The following is a 16,810-nucleotide window of genomic DNA, read 5'->3' on the forward strand; positions in this document are numbered from 1 at the left end:
GAAATCTCTAGCCTTTTTTTATTGCATATCTTTTGACCATGTAAAAGGAACCGTCTCACTACGAACGGTTCCTTTATTTAATGCTAGAATTAACTTAACTATCCTTTTTTACAACTCCAACTCTATCTTTTCCCATCAATAGTACAACAATGACAGAAATGGCAATAGGAATTAAAGCCATAGAAAATGTGAAAGTAACAGAGTCCGACAAAGCATGGACTATTTTATCAAGTATAAAACTAGGAATCTTTGCGCGTTCACTTGCTTCAAAAAGTTGCCTCGAATTATCTGAATCCGGTACATAGTTCCCATTCCCCATTCCCTTAAAGGCGTCAGTCAATTTTTGTGAAAACCCACTACTTTGTATAGCACCAAAAATGGTAATACCAAGCGTCATGCCAAACGAACGCAAGAAAGAGTTAGTTGAGTTAGCTGTCCCTCTAAAATTCGGTTCAAGGTTATGGATAGAAGCTGTCGGCAGAAGAGAGAACGAAAAGCCAACGCCAAATCCCACTAAAATCATATAAACGGTCAAAAGTAGCCTTGCTGTATCAGGCGTCAATGTACTAAGAAGATACATGCCTGCAAAATAGGATATCACAGAAATTATCATTAATCTTTGGAAGCTTGTTTTAGTAAGGAAAATACCACCCATCGCACTGCCTACTACTGACCCAAGCATCATGGGCATTAATATTAACCCTGCATTTGTTGCCGACCCGCCATAAACAGCTTGAACAAAAATGGGAATAAAAATGGTCAAAATAATAAACGTACCGCCGTATAAAAAAGCTAATATTTGTGAAGCAGCAAATAGACGTCTGCGGAAAAGCCAAAATGGTAATATTGGCTCTTTTGCTTTTATCTCGAATATAATAAATGCTATAAAAAAAATTATAAATCCACTAAACAAACTGACAATTTCAATGGATAACCAATCAAACTTCTTGCCGCCTAGCTCCAATCCAAACATTAAACAGATGATTGCTGCTACGAGAGTAATTGCCCCACCCCAATCAATTTTTTGATTTTCGAGTGCTGAGGATTCTTTATAGTAGCGAAGGATGAAAAATAATGAAATAATGCCGATTGGTACATTTACATAAAACACCCAATGCCAGCTGATATACTCTGTGATGTATGCGCCCAATAACGGACCGAGCACACTAGATGCACCAAATACTGCACCCAACAATCCCGTTATTTTCCCTCGCTTCTCAGGTGGATATATATCAAACACAATCGTAAAGGCAATAGGCATTAAAGCGCCACCGCCTATACCTTGGATTGCGCGGTAAATGCTTAGTTGTGTCATTGACTGTGCAATCCCACAGAGTGCTGATCCAATTAAAAAAACGACTAATCCAAATATAAAAAATCGCTTACGTCCAAACATATCCGATAATTTTCCAAAAATCGGCATCCCTGCCATAACAGCCACCATATAAGCGGATGTTACCCAGATAAACATGTCAAAGTCCCCTAAATCCGACACAATCGTTCCCATTGCAGTTGCCACGATAGTATTGTCCATGGCGGACATCAAAATCCCTAGCAACAATCCCGCAACAACAAACCGGATATTGCTCTCTTTTGTGATCATGTATTCACTCTCCCTTCTCTAATTCACAGTATATAGTAAAAAGGATCGTGGTATCGCTATAATTTTCTCGTTTTTAAAATAGTAAAAAAGCTAGCTCAAGTAAGCTAGCTTTTCTTCTATAATGGTTTCATTAAAAAAAGTTCTAGGAACCTCTCTCGTCTACCGCTGACCGATTTTAACTTGAGGTCGACTTCACTCAGTCCATACAATGCTTTCAATAAAGCTTCTTCCGATATATTTCTCCTGTCTTCTACTATACGTTTGATCCGATAAGGATTGACCTTTAACTGCTTGGCGATTTGTCCTGAATGATAACCTTTTTTCAATAAATAATAGACATTGGACATCAACCTAATTTGTGAAGCTAAAAGCGCAACAAGCATAATAGGTTCTTGCTTTTGCCGTATTAAATCGTGATAAATAGAGAGCGCTTCAGAAACATCATGGCGGATATAAGCATTCAACATTTTAAATGCATCCTGTTCCAATGTCTTTGAAACGAGTTCCTCCACTAAAGAAGCTGTGATAGTTGTTTCTTCACCAAGATATAAGCAAATTTTATCTACTTCTGATTTCAGATGAAGCATATCCAAGCCAACGAGTTCAATTAGTTTAGCTGTTGCTTCATCTTCAATTAACTTGCCAAAACCGGCTACCTCATGTTGCACCCAAACAGCCAAATCATGCTCTTTCGGGGTTTCAGCTAACAAATATACCGCATGCTCTTTCATTTGCTTTGTGACCTTTTTTCGTTCATCTAACTTTTCATACGGTGCAATAAAAATTGTCACAGATGTGTCTGATGGAAATTCTAACCACCTAGCAAGCCGAGTCAAATCATGTTGGATTTTTTCTTTTGTTTTATCCGTTGCCTTTAAAAACGAGGCATTCTTTGCAATAATCAACTTCTTGCTTGAGAAAAAAGGAATCGTATCTGACTCATCAATTACTAGATCTACTGGCTTCTCATCCAAATCTATTGTAACTGATTCAACCTCTCCTTCTTCTTCTAACTTATCTTTGATTCTGCGTATCGTTTCGTCTATATAATAAGATTCGAGGCCCGCTAAAAGATAAACAGACGCCAATTTCCCTTTTTGAATATCAGCCCATAATTTTGAAAACATAATGATACTCCCCCTACTACTGCTCCTTTAAGTATACATGGGTTTTGGTGGATATGCACTGTCTTCGCTAAGGATATGGATAGTGGATTTCTTTAATTGTTATTTCTTATACTAAGTATATTCTTTACAAAGTCTTCTTTATACTTTGTATAATCATTGATATTTAACCCTGTAGCTGTATTATTAATATATTCTTGTTTCAGCTTCATATAGCGATGTTTAACTTCTTCATTCGCATTTAAATAATCCCTAAAGAAAAGAAGATTATTCCAAAGATCTTTTTGATAATCAACCAAATGTATAAAGTGGGTTTTTTCTTGATAAGTATCATCCGTAAACTTAGCCAACACCTTTTCTTCAGGCCGTTCTACTTTCAACCTTAAAAAACCAACTTTTGAAAAGTCTCTAAGCAATGATTCATCTACTTTTTTTAGATTGTCTACTCCTACTAAAATATCAATGATTGGCTTGGCAGGCATATCTTTAATTGCCGTACTGCCGATATGCTCGATACGCTCTGCAGCTAGACCTGTTTGTTCTTCTATAGCTTTCCGAGTTTGCTGGAACTCTTCATTCCATTCAAGCGAATAATCTACCAACTTTATTTCATCCCGCTTCAATCCTAACTTCATGTAATACCTCCTAATAAACTGTTTAAGTTTAAATTTAGTTGACATATCACTACATTAAGCCCTATTTTAAATCTATTGCGGAGAACGCCATTTTCCGCATTCAATCTAGATTTTTCACAGCCATTACCGTATAATTAAATCGAACTAGGAGGGATAGTAATGAATCCATTTGAACAAGAGGTACAAAGCAAAAGAAATGACGCGATCGATTCAGGCGTTGGATTCGGCGTATCATTCGCATTCTTCGCAATCATGTTCATCATCGCAACAGTTATTGAGTATGTGAATTTATAAGTCCTTATTCCGAAAAAGCTTTGTCATTTGGACAAAGCTTTTTTCTTTTCAAGAAACTCTGCCGTTGTATGGATTTGCCATGAATCTTCTTTGACTGACACCTCGATTGATCCTGATTCCGCTGTGTTTAAAGTAGTATAACCTAATCTTTGATAACGATCGACCACTTCCTGGCTCGGATGACGATACCGATTATTTAAGCCTGTAGAGAATATGGTAAGCAAAGGCTTTGTTATATTCAAAAAAGGCTCCGAGCTTGACGTTTTGCTTCCATGATGGCCAGCTTTTAATATCGTTAGTCCCGCTATATCCGCTACACTATTTCCGATGAGCTGCTTCTCCCCCAACTCTTCTAAATCACCAGTAAAAACGGTTTTAAATTCGCCAAACTTTAGCAGCAGTACAAGAGAGTCATTATTACCCTCATAATTAGTATCAGTAGGTGAAATATATTTGAATTCAGTACGGTGTTCTGCCCAGCTATAACCTGCCATTCTTTCTTTTAGAGGAATTCTTTTTTCTTTAACAAGCTTAAGAACCTCTCCCATCACTGCCTTCTCCCAAGAGTTTGGACTTATGTGTATTTCTTTCACATGCAATTCCTCAATTACTTCTTCCGCACCTTCAACATGGTCTGCATCTGCGTGCGTTAAAATCATTGCATCCACTGAGCGTATCCCTCGACCTTTTAAATAGGGGACCACCACCTTCCTACCTACTTCATACTCATTCTTAGGTTCCTTCCATTTTTCCTGGCCAAAACGAAGTAATCCGCCTGTATCAATTACATATACTTTTTTGCGATATGGCAGTTCAATCACTGCGCTATCCCCTTGACCAACGTTTAAATAAGTAATGCGTAAATCTCGGTGCAAGCTTGAAGCAAAATGAATGATCAAAACCGGGAATAAAATCCATGCAGCTGCTCGGACAAAGTATTTTTTCTCTATATAAACAAATGCAGTTAATACACCTATCATTGCTAAGACACAAAGAAGAATGTCCGGCCTGCCCGACACCCACATTTGATATGGTATTTCCTTGAAAAACAAAATCCCAGAGGTTAACCATGTTCTCAGAGGTTCATATACTGCAAAAATTAGATTAGAAAGCGGTAAAGATATACCTGTTAATACAAGCATAATTAGATTAATAGGCAAAATCACAAACGAAAATAGGGGTACGAACACAAGATTGGCCACGAATGAAGAAAGGCTCAGCTCGAAAAAGTGGTAAATCAATAAAGGGTAGACTAATAGCTGACAGACAAAAGTCATATAAAATGATTGGAGCAATACATGATTTGAAGATTGTAAAACCCTACTTGAATAAATTAGCGCAGCTGTCGCCAAATATGACAATTGAAACCCCATTTGAAATACCATGGCTGGCTGATAGGCAAGAAGCAAAATGAAACTTATAGAAAGTGCATCATCTACCGTTAATAATGATTTGCTTGCTCGACTAATCATCATTATTTCTACCACAGTCACAGAACGCCATACCGAAGGGGCCCCACCAGCTAGACAAGCATACAGCGGCAGAACAATCATAATAGCCAGTGTTGCATGTTCTTTGCGGACATGGCACCTCAGCATTATCTCAAAAAGCAATAGCGTGATAAGGGCAACATGCAACCCAGAAATTGCGAATAAGTGTGTGATGCCCAGTTTTTGATAAGCACGACTGAGATCTTCATCCACATTCCCTTGGTCACCAATAATGAGTGCCTCTGCTTCAGCTGCTAAACGTTTAGGGAATGTCCTTTCTATATGCTTTTTAACTTTTAATCGTTGCTGTGCCAAAACAGAAGAAATACTTTTCTTTTTTCCGATATATTCAGCTTGTTCAATTTCATAAATGCCTATAGCACCTTGACTCTTCAGGTACTCATCCATTGAAAAAGCATATTGATGCGCAGGCATATTAGCTGGCGTAAGTTTTCCTTTAACACGGAACATAGCCCCACTTAAAGAAATATTTTCGTATTTTTCTTTCTCTTCTTTGTTTGAAAACGTCATGACCGCATAAATTTTGGCACCACTGTCCGTTTTGGAAAAGCCACGCAATTTAGCGCCATTAATTGTATAGGTACCAGTCCATGTAATCACCGCATGCTCTGGAATATGTTCTTTTAAATCTTCATTTCGATTCTTTGTATAAAAAAAGGCAGAAAAAGAAAAAACGGCGATAATGGCAAGAAGCCATGTTTTTTCATTTTTCCACCATAGAAAACAGCTATACGGAACGAATAGCCAAAGAAGAAAGCTATCTTTAAATGCTGCGAGAACAGCAAGCATAATAGCTAGAGCTATATATATTAATTTATGTCTAAAAGAGAATGGCCAAATAATTCTTCCACCTTCTGTTCATAAGGGGCCAATTCTTCAGGCGTTGCACCATGTTCACGCAATTTAGTAAGCATGTCCATATAGAGCATCATTTTTTCATCACTTAAAAAATCTATTTTTCTCTCATCAAAAGGTACATGTACGACATTCACCTTGGCTTGCGCCAACAATTCGATGGCGTACGGGTTATTCTTGTAGTCTGTTGCATAGTATAAGTTTTGGATGCCTGCTTGTATGATAGATTTGGTACATGGCAAACAAGGAAAATGCGTCACATAGAGATCTGCTCCTTTTGTCGGCGTTCCATATTTCGCACATTGCAACAAAGCATTAACCTCAGCATGCACTGTTCTAACGCAATGATTGTCCACTACATAGCACCCATTATCGATGCAATGGTCATCTCCGGAAATCGAACCATTATAACCTCCAGCAATAATTCGTTTCTCACGGACTATCGTAGCCCCTACTGATAATCTTGTACATGTACTTCTAAGTGCAAGCAAATGGCTTTGCGCCATGAAAAATTGGTTCCACGTGATTCGCTCCATATTATTGCCTCCTGTAATTATTACTTATTATATTCAGTGTAATTTTAAGAGACATCTTTTTCAACAGGCAAACGGGCTATTTAATTGACTGTTATTTGATCTTGTAGCGATTCAAATGTTTTGTCACCAATTCCCGTTACATTTTTTAAATCTTCAATCGTTTGAAAAGATCCATTTTCTGTCCGATAAGCAAGGATAGCTTGGGCTTTTGCAGGACCAATACCATTTAAGGTTTGCAAAACTGATTCATCTGCAGTATTGAGATTGACTAAATTTGAAGTACTTTGGCTACCACCGCTTGAACTGCTAGTATTGATAGACGGCTGGACTGCAGTTTTGTCATTTGATGCAATGGCCAGCACTTCTTCCACCTCTTCGCCTGTTTTGGGCACGTAAATAACCATCTCATCCTGCAACTTTTGAGCATGATTGATTTGCTTAGATTGTGCATTCTTAGCATATCCTCCAGCCAGCTGAATAGCATCTATAACGCGACTATCACCATCCAGCTTGTAGACCCCTGGATTTTTGACCGCTCCTTTGACATCTACTATTATGGATGTAGACGCTACGATTTCAGGTTTTTCAATCGATGTGCTATTTGATTTACCATTTGCATGATCAGCAGTATTTGATTCGTTTAATTCGTTTGTTTTTTCAGCACGGGAAAATAAGTCGTCCTGTGGGGGTGTGGACGATTGTTTGGAAAAGTATATAAAAGTAAAGAAAAAAATAACAATGGCTATGGGGATGCCAAATTTTTTGCCATTTTTCTTCAAAAAAGAAGGAATTAGTCCGCACATCCTTTCTTTTTCAGAAGGCAATATACGAAGCTAATTCCAGTATATAGGATATTCATTTTTTTGAAAAGACTATTTTACAGCCCGGAAGAAAATTCTTTCAGAAAATTCTACAGGCTCTTTTTCAGCAAAATCAGCTGTGATGAAGATATCCTGAAAGCCGGCTTCTTTGAGCATATTATTATACATTTCAATATCAAATGTACGCTGTGTATGAAATTCTTCAAATCTTTCATAATACCCATTATCTAGTTGGGAATAGAAAACAAGATCATGATGGACAGAATGAGGTTCTTCACCTTTTTCAGTCATCCACAAATAGCTGACTTCTCCGTCATCATAAGTGAAAGGAGAGTCCATAAAAAGTTCATCCATTTTGTAAATTGAATGCACATCAAAAAACAGCTGTCCGCCGCTTTTCAATGATTCATATATACGCTTAAGTGTTTCTCTTACCGCATCTTCTTCTAGAACATAGTTGATAGAATCTATCGGAATCGTAATGACATCGAGATCGTTGAAACCCTCAAGCTCATCCATGGACATGCAATAGAGAGGAATATCAAGGCCTGCTTCTGCAAAGTTTTGAGAAGCTACCATTAGCATATCTTCAGAAAGATCGATGCCGCTAACTTTATAGCCAAGAGCCGCAAATTTTGCGGCCATTGTCCCTGTACCGCAGCCAATATCCAAGAGATTGGGATAAGAGGCAGGCGACGCATGTGAAGTGACCCAATTGACATATTCATCATATGGAACGTCTGTCATTAAGCCATCATATACTTGTGCGAATTGTGAGTAGCTACTCATTCTGGATCCACTGCTACAAATTTTTCAGGCGCGTCTCCCCATAGACGCTCTAAGTTATAGTAAGCGCGTTCATCCTTGTGGAAAACATGACATACCACTTCACCTAGATCTACTAAAATCCATCGAGCCGAATCAAAACCTTCAAGCCTTTTTACTTCATAGCCTGCTTTATGAGCAACATCTGCGATTTCACGCGCAATTGCTTGGGTTTGGCGATCGGAGTTACCATGGCAAATTAAGAAGTAATCCGCCAAAAGTGAAATACCCTCCATATTTAACGCAACTATATCCTCTGCTCTTTTGTCATCACAAGCTTTAAAAGCAATTTCTAATAAATTATTTGCCATATATTTGTTTTCCTTCTTTCCTTTGACTTTACGCCAAAACATATACTTATGTTACGCAAGTTTTGTTTATATTAACCGTAAGAGGTTGCTGAAAATTTCTTATATATTACTTCTTCTTTTTTGCAATATATCATTGTAGCATTCGAAAGAATCTGGGAACACAGGTTGACCCTTGCTGATAAGAAACCCAATTGAGTGCGTAATACATTCACTCATTAGTTCATCTAAAGGTAGCTCTTGTGCAGCTTTCCTCAACTCTTCAACACCTGAAAATTGACGGTTCGGTTCAATCATATCAGCGATATAAATGATTTTTTCTAAATCACTCATGTTAGCGCGCCCTGTTGTATGGTAGCGAATCGCATTGAGCACATCTTCATCTTCTACATGGAATTCTTTTTGTGCAACATAAGCACCTACAGGACCATGCCATAATTCATGGTGGTATTCAAGCAGTAATGGATTCATGTTCTCGCCTTTAATAACTTCCTTCATCCAAACACGGTCCGCATATTTGCATGAGTCATGCAGAATCCCCGCTGTTTCCGCTTTTTTTGTATCTAAATTGAAGCGCGTTGCTAATTCGATTGCTGTGTCTGCAACGCCAATAGTGTGGATATAACGACGCTCAGGCATACGGTCTTTCATTGCAGCTAATAATTCATTTCGTCCCATATAAACCTTCCTTTCGTATATACTCCTCCACCGCAGGCGGCACTATAAATGTAACTGGTTTCCCTGCATGTAATCGCTCGCGAATCATCGTTGAAGATAAATCCACCATCGGCGCCTCAATCTTTTGCACAGGCAACGACGTGCTACCAACTGAACCAGGGCGGTGTACACCAACAAAATGGACTAGCTTTGTCAATTCCTCAATATGATACCACTCATCCAACATATCTATCATATCTCCGCCAATGATAAAATAAAACTCTACTTCTGGCTCTAATGCTGTTAAGGCCCTTAACGTATCATATGAGTAAGATACGCCGCCATGCTTGATTTCATACGGTTCTACCGTAAAATGTGGAACCATCTCTGCAGCGAGTTCTGTCATATGAAATCGCTGTTCTGCTGTGGCATCTTCTGGTTTAACTTTATGCGGTGGTATTGCATTTGGCATGAGGCGCACTTCATCTAAATTAAGCGCATAATACGCTTCATTAGCCATGATTAAATGCGCAATATGCGGCGGATTAAAAGTGCCGCCGAGAAGCCCTACTTTTTTCATGAAATCAAATCCTTATTTTGCTTTTGGCAATTCGATTTTGCGATGTTCACGTTTTGATGCTTGTTTATATAAAACAACTGTAAGACCAATCAATTGAACAAGTTCTGCATTTGTACCTGAAGCTAATTGTTCTGCCACATCATGCTTATCTTCTTCACAGTTGTCTAAAATACGCACTTTTAATAATTCACGCACTTCTAATGCTTGCTTAATTTGTACAAGCATTGCTTCATTAACACCGCCTTTGCCCACTTGAAAGATCGGCTGTAATGAATGTGCTTCTGCACGTAAAAATCTTTTTTGTTTACCTGTTAACATAAAATCAATTTCCTCCTATTTGCCGAAGCAAAAGTTCTTCTACATCTTTCGCATTCGGGTACGAGCCCATCCAGTAACTGTAACTAAGCGCACCCTGATGGATAAACATGCCTAGTCCTGTCACAATGGTGGCTCCTGATCGCTTTGCTTCTTTTAAAAATGGCGTCATCATTGGATTATACACAATATCTGCCACAATTGCAGTCTTAGACAGCCGTTTGAGCCCAATGGGCATTGAAAATTCACTTTTATTTAAACCTGCGGCCGTCGTTTGGATAATAATATCATATCGATCCAAATCCTCTGATGCTCTCTCTAAGGTAAGCGCCTTAGCCTCTATATCCAAATCATCACAAATAGCCTGTGCCTTGCTGATAGTACGATTGGCAATATTAATTTGCCTATATCCAGTTTGTTTTAAAGCAAACGCAATGCCCCGAGCTGCCCCGCCCGCTCCAATTAGCAAGACAGACTTATGGCGATGGTCTATGCCAACTGCTTCTTCTAAAGAACGTACAAAGCCAAGCCCGTCCGTATTATAACCTTTATACCGACCATCCTGCATCCTTACGACTGTATTAACCGCACCCATCTGTGCAGCTGTGTCATCAATCTCATCAAGCAATGGAATAATGGATTCTTTATGTGGTATTGTCACATTCCAGCCGCTGCAGCCAAGTAGTTTTAATGAAGTCACGGCTGCTTCTAAATTTTCTGGCAATACATGAACCGGGATATAGCTTGCATTTTTGCCCTCTTTTTCAATCCACGTACTATGCATTAAAGGTGACATAGAATGCTCAATGGGATTTCCTATAACGGCATACCATTTCTTCATCTTAGTTCCTCCCTATATCAATGACGGGCGAACTTGCACTTCGACTCCCTCTGGTGCGTATGCCGCAATTACGACATTTGGATCTTGTATTGTAATCCAGCCAAGCCCAGAAAAAACAATATCAGTTTTCGCTTCTTTAATTGAAAATTCATGGCGTACTAATTTCGGAAGTGCATCCATATGTTGCTTTGTAGGCGGTGATAGCAGCTCGCCTTTATGGTTTTCGTAAAGTTCATCTGCATTTTCGAGCTTAGTACGATGAATCATCAGTTCATTAGCAATATGCACTGTAAAGGCTGCTCTCTCGCCTTTAATAAAATCAAATCGCGCAAGCGCGCCGATAAATAGAGTTTGCGCCGGATTTAATTGAAATACTTTTGGTTTAATTTCTTTTTTGGGCATAATATATTTAAGCTCTGATGGATCTAAGTAATGCGCCATTTGATGATGATTGATAATACCCGGCGTGTCATAAATAGCTTGTCCATCTTCTAATGGGATTTCAATCATGTCTAGCGTAGTGCCAGGGAAATAAGAAGTAGTGATGATATCCCCTGCTCCTGTTGCTCTTTTAATAATTCGGTTAATGAATGTAGATTTCCCTACATTTGTACACCCAACAACGAAAACATCTTGTCCATTACGATAATTCTCTATTGCTTCTATCGCTTCTTCCATACCGCTGCCTTTATGCGCACTGACAAGCAAGACATCGATTGGTTTTAGCCCAAGCGCTTTTGCTTCTCTTTTCAGCCAATTAATCACTTTTTGCTTTTTCACTGATTTTGGTAGCAAGTCCGCTTTATTTGCGATGAGGAGTACCGGATTATTGCCAACAAAACGGTGTAATCCAGGTAACCAGCTCCCATTAAAATCAAATATATCTACAATTTTTACGATTAAGCCTTTTTGAGTACCAAGGCCGTTTAAGATGCGCAAAAAGTCGTCATCTGTCAAAGAAACAGGCTGAAGCTCATTGTAATTCTTGAGACGGAAACAGCGCTGGCATATGATTTCTTCTTTCTCTAACGTTGCTGCAGGAGCATATCCTGGTGCATTTTTATCTTCAGTTTGGATGGTAGTACCACAGCCAATACATTGTGGCATGTCTTTCATTCTTTTTCCTCCCACGTTTTAATTCCTTTTTTGCTTAAATATTTAAAAACACGGCGTTCGATGAAACGATTGAATCGTGTAACAAATCCGTCCGATTGTGCGACAGGCTTTACTAAAATCGTATATAACCTACTACGATTTGCTCCCATCATATCTGTGAGCATTTGGTCTCCCAGCATGAGCACTTCTTCAGGTCTCATATCAAGTAATGCAAGAGCACGTTTAAAACCCTTGCCAAGCGGTTTTTGCGCTTGGAAAATATATGGAATTCCGACCGGATCTGCAAATTTTTTGACGCGTGCCTCTTTATTATTCGACAGAATGACAACCTGTATTCCAGCATCCTTCATCTGTTGAAACCAGGCAATTAAGTCCTCTGTAGCATCTGCACGATCCCATTCGATTAATGTGTTGTCTAGATCTGTAATAATCCCTCGAATGCCTTTTTCTTTCAGCTTTTCCGGCGTAATATCAAACACCGAAAGTGCAAATTCGTGTGGCATAATCAATTTGTACATTTTTTCCTCCAATAAATCTATTCTCCTGCATTTACAGGCTGTTCCCCTAACAAATATATATGCTCAAGAAGCTAAGAAGGGGTGAACCTCCCGTAAAAGCCCAATGGTTTATCTACGCTCTACAAATTATAGCATATGTGCAAATGCTTGACCCACTTGGATCTTTTGTCCGGGAACAGTTTGTTCTAAGAATTCTGCGCTATTGGGTTCAAAAAGCATCACAACGGTTGACCCAAAACTGAAGAATCCTACTTCTTCTCCTTTTTTCCACTCTGTTGTTGTATTCGTCAAATGAATGGAATTCACGAACATGGCACCAACTTTAATGAACGCGCAAGTGGCACCGTTTGCTGTTTGTAGCTCTGTGATTTGTCGGTAGTTTTTTGAAATCGGCTGATCCCCATAAGTCAATCCTAAAGAATTAACGGGATAAGATTTTCTTCCAAGTGTAAATTGTTTTATCACTTCACCATCAATCGGACTATGAAGCCTATGATAATCCGCCGGACTAAGGTAAAACACAATGTATTTTCCATTGATATACTTTGCAATATTTTCTTCTTTGCCTAGTAGATCAACAAGGTTGTACTTTTTTTCCTTCACCAAAAATATACTGTTTTCTACAATATCGCCGCAGGATTCAATTTTTCCATCAACTGGGCTTGTATACAATTCAGTTCCTTCTGCAATCGGCCGAGCACCCTGTTTTAATTTCCGAGTGAAAAAGTCATGTAGATTGTGGTATGTGTTATTTTCCGTTTCTTGCGTATCAATTCCATATAATCGTATATAGGAAGAAATTATTCTTTTGCTAAAGCGAGAACCAGCTATTCCTCGCAGTATCGTAGACGACCACCTGCCATTTGTTAATTCTACAAGTGACCGGTAATATTTTTCTCGTAACATTGACAACCCTCATTTTAAAAAAGTTTTACACTCCCAATTAAAAGAAGTATAATATTGTAATACTGAACATAAAGGAATGATGTCCATTGTTTTTAATTGAAGTAGTGGATACCACAATTAAAAAAATGAAAGCACACTTAGCTAATACTATCACACTAGGGAATATCTCATTCGGCGGCGCCTCTATTATGGCAACCATCCATGAGTCCTTTAATTATGCTGTATTGTTTATTTTCATAGCTGCCTTTTTGGATCGTTACGATGGCAAAGTGGCACGGAAATTCAATCAAGAATCAGAGCTAGGAAAACAATTGGACTCCATGAGTGATATTATATCATTTGGTGTGGCTCCAGCGATATTAATGTATGAAATGACACTTGTCCATTTTGGCACGATCGGTATGATTGTCGCTGTATTATATATTGCATGCGGTGCATTTAGGCTGGCTCGTTTCAATATTACAGAATCCAATGGTTATTTCAGCGGTCTGCCAATTACCGCATCTGGTGCTATCTTAACGTTAACATTTTTCTTCATACCGGTATTATCCCCAGTTTTTTATATGTTTTTATTCCCACTTCTATCAGTTCTTATGATTAGCACGTTTACATTAAAGAAGGTTTAATTTGGCGAATAAGTATGACCTGCATTTGCAGGTCATTTTTTTGTTGTAAAATGACTTCTCTTGTCATATGATGTGTTACTCACATGTAAGGAAGGATGACGACAATTAGCTCCCTTTTAACAGCCATCATGCAACTGTGGGTCGATCTCCCCGTCTTACTTGGCTATTTAAAAGGCCAATCGTTTCCGCAACCCTTTTCAAAAGAGGAAGAAGCCGAGTGTCTCGAACGGTATATGAATGGCGATGAATCTGCAAAACTTGAACTCATTGAAAGAAATATGAGGCTTGTTGCGCATGTCGTCAAAAAATTCCATCCGAAACACGAACAGCTTGATGACTATATTTCCATTGGGACGATTGGGTTAATGAAAGCGGTCGCAAGCTTTACGCCGCAGAAAAAGACGAGGCTTGCTACATATGCAGCTCGTTGTATAGAAAATGAAATACTAATGCATTTAAGAAGCCAGAAAAAAGTTCAAAAAGACGTGTCTTTACACGAAACCATCGGCTCTGACAAAGATGGTAACCCGCTAGAAATTGCAGATTTTTTGCAAAGCGATGAACCTTCCACCGAACAACAGATTGAAAGGTGTGAAGAAGAGCAGCTTTTATATGAGCATCTAGATTTATTAGATGACCGTGAATTAAGCATTATTCAACAGCGCTATGGACTCGGCCAGCAAGAACCCAAAACCCAGAAGGAAATTGCAAAAGACATGAATATATCCAGAAGTTATGTTAGCCGCATTGAAAAACGTGCACTAGTCAAACTGTACCAGCATTTAAAAAAGAAAAATCATCGAAATTTCGAGCAATAAAAAAGAACTGCCATATATATGGCAGTTCTTTTCTATCTTTAAGATTCATTCATTCGGAAACTTCTGATACCATTATAAGGCTTAATACTGCTGTAATTGCCATAGCCGCCGCCATAATAAAAGTCATGAGAATCCCTCCCGCATCCTAAGTATGTAAGTATTTGTTGCTTTTATCTTACCACTTAAAAGAAGGCTTTGAATGGAACATTATGAACAACTGCTGTCTAAATTTTGGATAAATTGTGTCAGGCCACTGCCTTACGCTAACTTTGAAATAACCTTCAAAACAATCTCTGTTGAATGTTTTGCTGCTACTTGTAAAAATTCATCAAAGCTGATTGCAGATTCTTTGCCAGCAATATCAGAAAGAGCACGAATGACCACAAAAGGAGTATCAAATTGATAGCAAACTTGCGCTACAGCAGCTGCTTCCATCTCAACAGCTTTCATTGATTTAAAATCCCCACGTACTTTTTCCACACGAACAGGATCGTTCATAAAAGAGTCGCCCGTTGTAATCAGACCAACTGCAAATTGGTGCTCGCCTATTTCTGTTACGGCTTCTTTCGCGATTTCGATTAGTTTTTGATCTGATTGGAACATAGCTGGCATTTGTGGAACTTGTCCGATTTCATAGCCGAAAATAGTAGCATCCACATCATGATGCCTTACTTCGTCTGAAATAACTATTGCACCGATATCAAGATTTTCATCATAGCCGCCTGCAGATCCTGTATTAATGACAATATCTGGTTTGTATTCATGCAGTAGCAATGTAGTTGTCATGGCTGCATTGACCTTGCCAATCCCGCTCTTCAGAAGGATGACATCATGGCCTGCGTATGTACCTGTCGTAAATTCACTATGCGCCATAGTTCGGCTCTCCGTATTTTCTAGTGTGTTTCTTAAATATTCTACTTCTTCTTCCATTGCGCCAATGACAGCAATTCTCATTTTTATACTTCCTTTCTTAAGTTAAATCTACTCCATGCTGGGCCGTAATCTTCCCATAGGAGATAGTCACTTATACCGCTTATTATATTACAACATAAAGAATGGCGATGCCTCACTTATAGGGGGCATCGCACATATTTTAATAAGCACCTTGATGTGTTTTTAAGACTTCCAATTTAGTTGGTTTCCAACCTTTATTAGGAATCCACTCCATTGAAACACGATAGTTCTTGGTCTTGTCATTTGAAGAAACAATTCCGATTGACGTATTCGGGCTACCACCGTTCTTAACATACCATATAATCATATCATTTTCATCTAAGCCTGTCGTATGAGCAATCGTTTTTATTTTTTCGTTCCAATCAAGTGAACCTTTTGTATAGCTTGAATTATGGACATCGCTGGATTCTTTTTGTTTTGTTTTAGTTGGCTTCCATTTTGAATCGGTAACAACTTTTTTCACGTTTGGATCGTTAGAATCTTCGACTTTAGCTGTATGACTGTATTGGTCACTGTCTTTCTTACTTTCTTCATTATCTTGTGTTTCATCTGAAGCTGAATTATTATCTTCATCACTAGCAGTCTCTTCTTGTTCACTAGACGAATTATCGTCTTCCGCTTGTGCATCACTTTCTTCTTCAGATGCGTCTGCTTTTTCTTTCTTGGCCTCTTCCGCTTGTTTTGCTTTCTCTTTTTCTAGCTCTTTTGAATCTTTTTCTACTATATTATCTTTTTCGGATTCATTTTCTTGCGGTGTTTGTTGGGCAACTTTATCACTTTTAGTGTCTTTGTTATGCGAGCCGCCAATGACAATGAAGCCAGCTACAACGAGTATAAGTGCAGCTACAACACCAATTAACACATTCAATATTTTATCCATTTTCTTTTTATCTGTGTTTTTTGGTTTTTTGCCATTCGGATTATATCGGCGTCCAATTTCAGCCATAAGTCTCCCCCTTACTTCTTT

20 protein-coding genes are annotated in these 16,810 nt (G+C 38.6%); 3 read left to right on the plus strand and 17 right to left on the minus strand.

Features of this window, described 5'->3' with window-relative positions; all coding sequences use genetic code 11:
- Positions 1-94 precede the first annotated feature (94 nt).
- From RST01_RS02575 to RST01_RS02585, 3 genes are all read right to left on the minus strand, one after another.
- On the minus strand, positions 95-1,603 hold the full coding sequence (locus RST01_RS02575; protein WP_147193857.1) for an MDR family MFS transporter: 1,509 nt from the start codon (positions 1,601-1,603) through the stop codon (positions 95-97).
- A 116-nt stretch (positions 1,604-1,719) separates the two neighbouring features.
- Complete coding sequence (gene holA / locus RST01_RS02580; RefSeq protein ID WP_147193858.1) at positions 1,720-2,730, minus strand: DNA polymerase III subunit delta; 1,011 nt, start codon at positions 2,728-2,730, stop codon at positions 1,720-1,722.
- A 92-nt stretch (positions 2,731-2,822) separates the two neighbouring features.
- Complete coding sequence (locus tag RST01_RS02585; RefSeq protein WP_147193860.1) at positions 2,823-3,362, minus strand: GrpB family protein; 540 nt, start codon at positions 3,360-3,362, stop codon at positions 2,823-2,825.
- A 159-nt stretch (positions 3,363-3,521) separates the two neighbouring features.
- Between RST01_RS02585 and RST01_RS02590 the strand changes: the two genes are divergently transcribed.
- A complete protein-coding gene (locus tag RST01_RS02590; RefSeq protein ID WP_084246865.1) occupies positions 3,522-3,656 on the plus strand; it encodes a YqzM family protein in 135 nt (44 codons plus the stop codon).
- 23 nt (positions 3,657-3,679) lie between these two features.
- Here the strand turns inward: RST01_RS02590 and RST01_RS02595 are convergent, their stop codons facing one another.
- The 12 genes from RST01_RS02595 to RST01_RS02650 form a co-directional block, all read right to left on the minus strand.
- On the minus strand, positions 3,680-5,956 hold the full coding sequence (locus RST01_RS02595; protein ID WP_147193862.1) for a DNA internalization-related competence protein ComEC/Rec2: 2,277 nt from the start codon (positions 5,954-5,956) through the stop codon (positions 3,680-3,682).
- A 20-nt stretch (positions 5,957-5,976) separates the two neighbouring features.
- The gene (locus RST01_RS02600) at positions 5,977-6,558 is read right to left on the minus strand and encodes a ComE operon protein 2 (RefSeq protein ID WP_066786247.1); all 582 of its coding nucleotides are present in this window, start codon (positions 6,556-6,558) and stop codon (positions 5,977-5,979) included.
- An 80-nt stretch (positions 6,559-6,638) separates the two neighbouring features.
- On the minus strand, positions 6,639-7,361 hold the full coding sequence (locus tag RST01_RS02605) for a helix-hairpin-helix domain-containing protein (protein WP_147193864.1): 723 nt from the start codon (positions 7,359-7,361) through the stop codon (positions 6,639-6,641).
- A 69-nt stretch (positions 7,362-7,430) separates the two neighbouring features.
- Positions 7,431-8,168, minus strand: a complete 738-nt coding sequence (locus RST01_RS02610) for a class I SAM-dependent DNA methyltransferase (protein ID WP_147193867.1) — start codon at positions 8,166-8,168, stop codon at positions 7,431-7,433.
- Positions 8,165-8,515, minus strand: a complete 351-nt coding sequence (rsfS, locus tag RST01_RS02615) for a ribosome silencing factor (RefSeq protein WP_066786237.1) — start codon at positions 8,513-8,515, stop codon at positions 8,165-8,167. The genes RST01_RS02610 and rsfS overlap by 4 nt, the downstream gene beginning before the upstream one ends.
- A gap of 99 nt (positions 8,516-8,614) precedes the next feature.
- The gene (yqeK, locus tag RST01_RS02620; RefSeq protein ID WP_147193869.1) at positions 8,615-9,190 is read right to left on the minus strand and encodes a bis(5'-nucleosyl)-tetraphosphatase (symmetrical) YqeK; all 576 of its coding nucleotides are present in this window, start codon (positions 9,188-9,190) and stop codon (positions 8,615-8,617) included.
- Positions 9,177-9,749: a nicotinate-nucleotide adenylyltransferase gene (locus tag RST01_RS02625; RefSeq protein ID WP_147193871.1), complete on the minus strand. Its 573-nt coding sequence runs from the start codon at positions 9,747-9,749 to the stop codon at positions 9,177-9,179. Before RST01_RS02625 ends, yqeK begins: the two co-directional genes overlap by 14 nt.
- 12 nt (positions 9,750-9,761) lie before the next feature.
- Positions 9,762-10,067 carry a ribosome assembly RNA-binding protein YhbY gene (yhbY, locus tag RST01_RS02630; protein WP_147193872.1) on the minus strand — a complete coding sequence of 102 codons (306 nt, stop codon included), beginning with the start codon at positions 10,065-10,067 and terminating at the stop codon, positions 9,762-9,764.
- A gap of 4 nt (positions 10,068-10,071) precedes the next feature.
- Positions 10,072-10,905 carry a shikimate dehydrogenase gene (gene aroE / locus RST01_RS02635; protein WP_147193874.1) on the minus strand — a complete coding sequence of 278 codons (834 nt, stop codon included), beginning with the start codon at positions 10,903-10,905 and terminating at the stop codon, positions 10,072-10,074.
- Between the two features lie 12 nt (positions 10,906-10,917).
- Positions 10,918-12,021 carry a ribosome biogenesis GTPase YqeH gene (yqeH, locus tag RST01_RS02640; RefSeq protein ID WP_147193876.1) on the minus strand — a complete coding sequence of 368 codons (1,104 nt, stop codon included), beginning with the start codon at positions 12,019-12,021 and terminating at the stop codon, positions 10,918-10,920.
- Entirely contained in the window at positions 12,018-12,539 is a 522-nt protein-coding gene (locus RST01_RS02645; RefSeq protein WP_147193879.1) for a YqeG family HAD IIIA-type phosphatase, read from the minus strand. The genes yqeH and RST01_RS02645 overlap by 4 nt, the downstream gene beginning before the upstream one ends.
- A gap of 126 nt (positions 12,540-12,665) precedes the next feature.
- Positions 12,666-13,445 carry a phosphatidylserine decarboxylase gene (locus tag RST01_RS02650; RefSeq protein ID WP_147193881.1) on the minus strand — a complete coding sequence of 260 codons (780 nt, stop codon included), beginning with the start codon at positions 13,443-13,445 and terminating at the stop codon, positions 12,666-12,668.
- Between the two features lie 86 nt (positions 13,446-13,531).
- Between RST01_RS02650 and pssA the strand changes: the two genes are divergently transcribed.
- Together pssA and sigK are read left to right on the plus strand one after the other, a co-directional pair.
- Positions 13,532-14,071, plus strand: coding sequence for a CDP-diacylglycerol--serine O-phosphatidyltransferase (gene pssA / locus RST01_RS02655; protein WP_066786218.1), 540 nt, complete (start codon positions 13,532-13,534; stop codon positions 14,069-14,071).
- Positions 14,072-14,175: 104 nt separating this feature from the next.
- Positions 14,176-14,889 (plus strand): RNA polymerase sporulation sigma factor SigK, encoded by a 714-nt coding sequence (sigK, locus tag RST01_RS02660; protein WP_066791851.1) that lies wholly within the window; start codon positions 14,176-14,178, stop codon positions 14,887-14,889.
- 258 nt (positions 14,890-15,147) lie between these two features.
- Here the strand turns inward: sigK and mtnN are convergent, their stop codons facing one another.
- Together mtnN and RST01_RS02670 are read right to left on the minus strand one after the other, a co-directional pair.
- Positions 15,148-15,843, minus strand: coding sequence for a 5'-methylthioadenosine/S-adenosylhomocysteine nucleosidase (gene mtnN, locus RST01_RS02665; protein ID WP_066786216.1), 696 nt, complete (start codon positions 15,841-15,843; stop codon positions 15,148-15,150).
- 139 nt (positions 15,844-15,982) lie between these two features.
- Positions 15,983-16,789, minus strand: a complete 807-nt coding sequence (locus RST01_RS02670; protein WP_147193882.1) for a YrrS family protein — start codon at positions 16,787-16,789, stop codon at positions 15,983-15,985.
- Positions 16,790-16,810 lie beyond the last annotated feature (21 nt).

Source organism: Rummeliibacillus stabekisii (assembly GCF_007988965.1).
Lineage (GTDB): Bacteria > Bacillota > Bacilli > Bacillales_A > Planococcaceae > Rummeliibacillus > Rummeliibacillus stabekisii.

Excerpts from the sequence above, each read along its gene's own strand:
- RST01_RS02595 (WP_147193862.1), bottom strand. The coding sequence starts at position 5,956 with ATGCTTGCTGTTCTCGCAGCATTTAAAGATAGCTTTCTTCTTTGGCTA.
- RST01_RS02585 (WP_147193860.1), bottom strand. The coding sequence starts at position 3,362 with ATGAAGTTAGGATTGAAGCGGGATGAAATAAAGTTGGTAGATTATTCG.
- RST01_RS02670 (WP_147193882.1), bottom strand. The coding sequence starts at position 16,789 with ATGGCTGAAATTGGACGCCGATATAATCCGAATGGCAAAAAACCAAAA.
- RST01_RS02650 (WP_147193881.1), bottom strand. The coding sequence starts at position 13,445 with ATGTTACGAGAAAAATATTACCGGTCACTTGTAGAATTAACAAATGGC.
- RST01_RS02610 (WP_147193867.1), bottom strand. The coding sequence starts at position 8,168 with ATGAGTAGCTACTCACAATTCGCACAAGTATATGATGGCTTAATGACA.
- holA (WP_147193858.1), bottom strand. The coding sequence starts at position 2,730 with ATGTTTTCAAAATTATGGGCTGATATTCAAAAAGGGAAATTGGCGTCT.
- RST01_RS02645 (WP_147193879.1), bottom strand. The coding sequence starts at position 12,539 with ATGTACAAATTGATTATGCCACACGAATTTGCACTTTCGGTGTTTGAT.
- RST01_RS02575 (WP_147193857.1), bottom strand. The coding sequence starts at position 1,603 with ATGATCACAAAAGAGAGCAATATCCGGTTTGTTGTTGCGGGATTGTTG.
- rsfS (WP_066786237.1), bottom strand. The coding sequence starts at position 8,515 with ATGGCAAATAATTTATTAGAAATTGCTTTTAAAGCTTGTGATGACAAA.
- RST01_RS02590 (WP_084246865.1), top strand. The coding sequence starts at position 3,522 with ATGAATCCATTTGAACAAGAGGTACAAAGCAAAAGAAATGACGCGATC.
- mtnN (WP_066786216.1), bottom strand. The coding sequence starts at position 15,843 with ATGAGAATTGCTGTCATTGGCGCAATGGAAGAAGAAGTAGAATATTTA.
- aroE (WP_147193874.1), bottom strand. The coding sequence starts at position 10,905 with ATGAAGAAATGGTATGCCGTTATAGGAAATCCCATTGAGCATTCTATG.
- RST01_RS02605 (WP_147193864.1), bottom strand. The coding sequence starts at position 7,361 with ATGTGCGGACTAATTCCTTCTTTTTTGAAGAAAAATGGCAAAAAATTT.
- RST01_RS02625 (WP_147193871.1), bottom strand. The coding sequence starts at position 9,749 with ATGAAAAAAGTAGGGCTTCTCGGCGGCACTTTTAATCCGCCGCATATT.
- yqeK (WP_147193869.1), bottom strand. The coding sequence starts at position 9,190 with ATGGGACGAAATGAATTATTAGCTGCAATGAAAGACCGTATGCCTGAG.
- yhbY (WP_147193872.1), bottom strand. The coding sequence starts at position 10,067 with ATGTTAACAGGTAAACAAAAAAGATTTTTACGTGCAGAAGCACATTCA.
- yqeH (WP_147193876.1), bottom strand. The coding sequence starts at position 12,021 with ATGAAAGACATGCCACAATGTATTGGCTGTGGTACTACCATCCAAACT.
- RST01_RS02600 (WP_066786247.1), bottom strand. The coding sequence starts at position 6,558 with ATGGAGCGAATCACGTGGAACCAATTTTTCATGGCGCAAAGCCATTTG.